Source organism: Bradyrhizobium sp. UFLA05-108 (assembly GCF_059803455.1).
Genome location: NZ_JBANAZ010000022.1, coordinates 116,892 through 122,956 on the forward strand (window position 1 = coordinate 116,892; position 6,065 = coordinate 122,956).

The 6,065-nt window shown below is 64.1% G+C and carries 6 protein-coding genes and 1 other RNA gene; 3 read left to right on the plus strand and 4 right to left on the minus strand.

Annotation, left to right across the window (positions count from 1 at the left end):
- Positions 1-112 precede the first annotated feature (112 nt).
- Complete coding sequence (locus SO140_RS18200; RefSeq protein WP_449379318.1) at positions 113-1,348, minus strand: RNA polymerase sigma factor; 1,236 nt, start codon at positions 1,346-1,348, stop codon at positions 113-115.
- Positions 1,345-1,695 carry a YciI family protein gene (locus SO140_RS18205; RefSeq protein WP_449379319.1) on the minus strand — a complete coding sequence of 117 codons (351 nt, stop codon included), beginning with the start codon at positions 1,693-1,695 and terminating at the stop codon, positions 1,345-1,347. The genes SO140_RS18200 and SO140_RS18205 overlap by 4 nt, the downstream gene beginning before the upstream one ends.
- A gap of 149 nt (positions 1,696-1,844) precedes the next feature.
- Between SO140_RS18205 and rnpB the strand changes: the two genes are divergently transcribed.
- Positions 1,845-2,271, plus strand: an RNA gene (gene rnpB / locus SO140_RS18210) — RNase P RNA component class A.
- Between the two features lie 259 nt (positions 2,272-2,530).
- On the opposite strand, the gene SO140_RS18215 is transcribed toward rnpB, so the two are convergent.
- Positions 2,531-3,259 carry an alpha/beta fold hydrolase gene (locus SO140_RS18215; RefSeq protein ID WP_449379320.1) on the minus strand — a complete coding sequence of 243 codons (729 nt, stop codon included), beginning with the start codon at positions 3,257-3,259 and terminating at the stop codon, positions 2,531-2,533.
- Between the two features lie 64 nt (positions 3,260-3,323).
- Positions 3,324-3,764: a DUF983 domain-containing protein gene (locus SO140_RS18220; protein ID WP_449379321.1), complete on the minus strand. Its 441-nt coding sequence runs from the start codon at positions 3,762-3,764 to the stop codon at positions 3,324-3,326.
- Between the two features lie 78 nt (positions 3,765-3,842).
- On the opposite strand from SO140_RS18220, the gene SO140_RS18225 reads away from it, so the two are divergent.
- Entirely contained in the window at positions 3,843-5,219 is a 1,377-nt protein-coding gene (locus tag SO140_RS18225; protein ID WP_449379322.1) for an aminotransferase-like domain-containing protein, read from the plus strand.
- A 30-nt stretch (positions 5,220-5,249) separates the two neighbouring features.
- On the plus strand, positions 5,250-5,993 hold the full coding sequence (locus SO140_RS18230) for a sulfite exporter TauE/SafE family protein (RefSeq protein ID WP_449379323.1): 744 nt from the start codon (positions 5,250-5,252) through the stop codon (positions 5,991-5,993).
- Positions 5,994-6,065 lie beyond the last annotated feature (72 nt).

Here is a 6,065-nt window from a genome sequence, read left to right on the forward strand (position 1 = left end):
AGAGCCGGGACCCAGTGGCAACGCGGTCCGCTGCGGTGAGATGGGCCCCGGCTCTGCAGCGCATCGCCAAAGAGGCGCTGCGTCCGGGGCACGAAGGCGGAATTCGAGGCGGTTAATCCAACTCCCTGATCCTTCGCGCATACAGCCTCCGCAGCGGCGCGAGCTGCGTCGCCGCCGTCGCCGCAACATATGCCTGTCGCGCCTCTTCCTTCCGGTCGAGCCGTCGCAACAAATCAGCGCGCACCGCAGGCAGCAGCTCATAGCCGTCCAGCCCGCCGCGCGCTGCGATCGCGTCGACGAGATCAAGCGCGCGTGCGGGGCCGTCGACCATCGACACGGCCGCCGCATGATTGAGCTCGATCACCGGCGACGGGCTGATCCGTAACAGCACTTCGTAGAGTCCGGCGATCTGCGGCCAGTCAGTCTCCTCATAACTTGGCGCCCGCGCATGGAGCGCAGCAATCGCCGCCTGCACGGCGTAGGGCTGCGGCCGGCCGGGCAAGCGCAGCGCATCGTCGACCAGGCGCAAGCCTTCTTCGATCTGCGCACGATCCCACAGCGTACGGTCCTGCTCCTCCAGCAGCACGATGTCGCCGGCCGACGTCTCGCGCCCGGCGCGCCGCGCATCGTGCAGCAGCATCAGGGACAGCAGACCCTTGATCTCGCTGCGCCCTGGCATCAAGCGATCGAGCAGCCGGCCAAGCCGGATAGCCTCGATCGCAAGATCAGGTCGCATCAGGTCTGCACCCGACGTCGCGACATAGCCTTCGGTGAAGACGAGATAGATGACGGCAAGAACGCCGCACAGCCGCGGCGCGAGTGCGTCGCGCTCCGGCACCTCATAGGGAATGCCGGCGAGCCTGATCTTCTGCTTGGCACGGACGAGACGCTGCCCCATCGCCTCCTCGCTGACGAGAAATGCGCGCGCGACCTGCGCGGTGGTGAGTCCGCATACCGTGCGCAGCGTGAGCGCGACCTGGACTTCGGGCGCAAACGCAGGATGACAGCAGGTGAAGATCAGCCGCAACATATCGTCGTCGAGCATCGTCGCCGGCTCGTCGGGCGCTTGCGCATCCAGCGTGAGCTCATGCACGAGCGCCTGCTGCTTGCCGCGAAACGCGACCTGGCGACGAATGCGGTCGATTGCCTTGTTGCGCCCGACATTGACGAGCCAGGCGCGCGGGTTGTCGGGCACCTCGCATGCAGACCACCGCTCCAGTGCAACCGCAAAAGCGTCCTGGAGTGCATCTTCAGCGAGATCGAAATCACCGACGAGGCGGATCAGCGTGGCCAGCGCCCGCCCCGCCTCGTCGCGAAAGACCTTGTCGATGTCTGCGGACGAGATCACTTGTAGATCATGATCGGACGAACCTCGATCGATCCGTACCTGGCACCGGGAATCCGCGCGGCGAGTGCGATCGCGGCGTCGAGATCCTTGGCTTCGACCAGATAGTAGCCGCCGAGTTGCTCGCGCGTCTCCGCGAAGGGACCATCGGTCGTCAGGGTCTTGCCGTCGCGCACACGCACGGTGGTCGCGGTCGTCGTCGGCTGCAGCCCGTCGCCGGCCTTGAAATGGCCGCTCTGGACGATGGATTGCGTGTAGACACCGTACTCCGCCGACATCTCCTGCCGGTCCTCGGGCGTCATCTTGCCCAGGTCAGCTTCGTTCCGATAAATCAGCAGCAGATACTGCATCGCTCACTCCTGTTGTTCGGCTGGATCGCCGACATCCGGTCGAACGGGGCGCACATCAAACGACATCTTCAGGATAAATTATTTTGGATGCCGCGTGGACGCCGATATCGCCTTGACGAAACCGTCATAAATGCCCATTGCGTACACCGTCAGTCGGCCGGACGGCCGCCCCTGCAAGTGCCGAAAGGCCGCCGGGGAGGAAAGTCCGGGCTCCCTTGACATGCGGTGCCGGATAACGTCCGGCGGGGGCGACCCTAGGGAAAGTGCCACAGAGAACGAACCGCCCCGCTTGCCTTCGGGCTTTGCGGGGCAAGGGTGAAAAGGTGCGGTAAGAGCGCACCGCGGTTCCGGCAACGGAGCCGGCATGGCAAACCCCACCGGGAGCAAAACCGAATAGGGACGGCTTAAGCGGGCTGTTCGCGAAAGCGATAACGCCGCGGGGCGATGTCAGGCCCGCCGTCCGGGTAGGTTGCTCGAGGCAATGTGCAAACATTGTCCCAGAGGAATGGCCGTCACGTATCGCCGGCGCAAGCAGGCGGTGCCCTACAGAACCCGGCTTACAGGCCGGCTGATGCTCTAAAGCGTTTTCGAGCGAAGTGGTTTTCCGGTTCGCGTGAAGAAAGCGTGTCTTACTGAGGAAGCGACGAGGGGTTCGATGCCGACGCATCGGACCCCTCACCACTTCAAGGGCCGTCATTCCGGGGCTCGCGACTTGTCCGCCGAAGCTCGACGAGCGAAGGCGGAAGCGAGAACCCGGAATCCATCGGGCCGCAGGGCTGGTGGATGAATGATTCCGGGCTCGCGACTTCGTCGCGCCCCGGAATGACGATCGTGGTTACTCTACGATCTTCTCAAGCACCGCCATCAATGCCTCCGGCGCCGTGACGTTCGGCGCGTGGCTGGCGTCGATCTCGAAATGGCGCCAGCCGGCCTCGCTCTTCGTGCGCTTGGCGAACTGCCCGAACACGTCGCCAGGTGGAATGCGCGTGCAGTAGATGTAGCTGCGCGGCATCGTCGGCTCGCCGTGTCCAAGCTTCAGCTTCGTCTCGAAGCATTTCACCGGCATGCTGACGCGGCGGGCGTTTAGCCAGTCGAGATCGGCTTGCGGCGTATCCGGCGGCGGCGGGTTGGGCGGGATGCGGTAGCCATCGCCTGCGGCAGCGGCTTTTCGCATCGGCTCGCGCCCCTGCTCATTCAGATCGAACAGCGACTGGCCGTCGCGCGGCACGAAGGCGTCGACATAGATCAGTTGCGTGATGCGGTCGCGGGCGCGATCGGCAACGCCGGTCGCGACCATGCCGCCATAGCTGTGGCCAAGCAGCACGATGTCGCTGAGGTCGTCGAACTTGATGACGTTGAGGATGTCCTGGATATGCGTCTCCAGGTCAATCGAAGGATTTGCAAGATGCGACCGCTCGCCGAGACCGGTGTAGGTCGGCGCCACCAGACGATGGCCCGCCTGCGCCATCAGCGGATGCATCTTCTTCCAGACCCACCCGCCGGACCAGGCGCCATGACACAGCAGGAAGGTTTTGGGCGAGCGTGCGGTCACCGGCATTTCCATCGTTCTTGCTTGATACGATGAAGTCTAGCGGCCGACCGCGCGATGTAAACGTCGCGGGGCGTGCTCAGGCCGCTCGCGATGCAGCTTTGGCCTTGACGAGCACCGGCGTGAGCCGGCCGGCTTCGCGGCGCCGCTTGGCTTCCTCGAAGCCGTGCATGCCGACCTGCCATTGCAGTCCGACGATGGCGCCCTTGGTCGGCTGCAACAAAGCGAGCGAAGCAAACAACGTCACCGGTAGCCACACCGCCAATTGCAGCCAGACCGGCGGTGCATAAGCCGTTTCGATCGCGAGGATCGCCGGCACCACGAGGTGGCCGACCACGACGATGACGAGATAGGCTGGGAAATCATCGGCCCGATGGTGAAAGAGCTCCTCGCCGCAGACCTCGCAGCTGTCGGCCACTTTCAGGAAGCGCTTGAACAAATGGCCTTCGCCGCAATGCGGACACCTGCCGCAAAACCCGCGCCACATCGCCTTCGCCAGAGAGACTGAACCGGTCGCCATGACCACACCTCTTTCTTTCCAACGATCCATACAATACTATCTTGCATCCATACATTCAAAGAAAATGGTCAGATTTGCATGGATTGGATCCCTACAATCTCCGAGCTCAGCGGCCCGCGCTATCAGCGCATCGTCGACGCCATGGAGGCCGACATCGCCGCAGGCAGGCTGCTGCGCGGCCAGCAACTGCCGACGCAGCGCGCGCTGGCGAAGGCGCTTGGCATCGATCTCACCACGGTGACGCGCGCCTATACCGAGGCACGGCGGCGCGGGATTTTGGAGGCACGGGTCGGACAGGGCTCGTTCGTCTCGGAGACCAGCGCGCGACGAACGGTCGACCTGCCCCACCCGGTCACGATCGATCTGTCGATGAACGTGCCACCGCATCCACTGGAGGCGCAGCTCGACGAACGCATCCTTGCAAGCCTCGAGGCGATCCGCCAGCAATCCGGCCTCACCGCCTATCTCAACTATCAACCACCCGGCGGCAGCGCGCACGAGCTCGACGTCGCCGCAAAGTGGATGCGTACGCGCGTTCCCCACGTCCGCCCCGACCGGCTCGTGATCTTTCCGGGCACGCAGACGATCCTGTTCAACCTCATCGCCCATCTCACCGGGCCCGGCGATGTCGTGTTGACGGAAGCCCTCACCTTTCCCGGCATCAAGGCGGTCGCCGCGCGGCTCGGCGTCAAACTGGTCGGCATTGCGATGGATGAAGGCGGCATCCTTCCGGACGCACTGACCAGGGCGTGCCGGGAGCACAGGCCGAAGGCGGTCTATCTCGTTCCGACGCTGCACAATCCGACTACCGCGACGCTTTCGGCCGAGCGGCGGAACGCAATTGCCAAGATTGTCCGCGACGCCGATACGACGCTGATCGAGGACGATGCCTATGGCCTGCTCGACCGTTCGGCCTCGCCGATAGCCAATCTCATTCCGGAGCGGACTTATCTTGCCACCACGCTTTCCAAATGCATCGCGCCGGCGCTGCGCGTGGCCTATCTGGTGACGCCCGACGCCGACGCGCAGCAACGGATGCGCAGCTTTCTTCAGGCAACAGTGCAGATGCCCGCGCCGCTGATGGTTGCGCTCGTTACCCATTGGCTCGAGACCGGTGTCGCCGACCGCATCATCACGGCGATCCGCAACGAGGCGATTGGCCGTCAGCAGCTCGCGCAACGCGCGCTGAAAGGTCTTCAGTTCCTGGCCAAACCTGCCGCGCATCATCTCTGGCTGCGGCTGCCGGAGGGGCGGAGCCGGACGGAGATATCAGCGCAACTGCTGCGCAACGGGCTTGCCGTCATCGCCAGCGACGCCTTCGTGGTCGGCGATCATCCGCCGCATGCGGCGCGACTATCGCTTGGCGCGGCGCGCAATCGCGCCGAGCTCGGCCAGGCGTTGCAAATTCTCCTCAGTGCGCTGCACGGATCGGTCGACGCCAGGCAGATCGTCTAGTACACCGCCCATGACAACAAGGACATTGGTGTGGATACGCTCAGCTACGCGCTGTTGCTTTTTGGCGCATTGGCCGGCGGCTTCGTCTCGGGGCTGGCCGGTTTCGGCACGGCTCTGATGGCGCTCGGCGTCTGGCTCTACGTACTGCCGCCGTCGCTCGCCGTGCCGCTGGTGCTGATCTGTTCGGTCATCGCGCAAGCGTCCACGCTGCCCTCGATGTGGAAGAGCTTTGATCTCTCGCTGGTCTGGCCATTCCTGATCGGCGGACTTGCCGGTGTGCCGCTGGGAACCATGATGGTCGCCCAGGCCGACCCAAAAGTGTTCAAGCTCAGCATCGGCGTGCTGCTGCTGATCTTTCCAACCGCGCTCTATCTCAACAAACGGCCGCTCGCCTTCACGTTCGGCGGCAGGATCGCCGATGGCGCGATCGGTTTCGCCGGCGGCATCTTGGGCGGACTTGCGGGGTTGTCGGGACCGCTGCCGATCCTGTGGGCCAACATCCGCGGCTGGAACAAGCATGAGCGGCGCGGCATCTTCCAGCTCTTCAATTTCACGGTGCTGGCAGCCGCGCTGGTGTTGCAGACAGCGTCAGGCTTCGTCGCGACGCAGGTGATCTGGCTCGCGCTGATTGCGTTTCCGGCCACGCTGGTCGGCGCCTGGTGTGGCGCGCGCGTCTACCACGCGCTCAGCGACAAGCATTTTGGCGATATCGTGCTCGGCCTGTTATTCCTGTCGGGTGTCGGCCTCGTCTGGAACAGCGTGAGCGCGCACTAATCTTACTGTGTCATAAAATCATCCGCACGGTACGTCTTTGGATGAGAGCAGTACAGCACGGACATCGTCGCA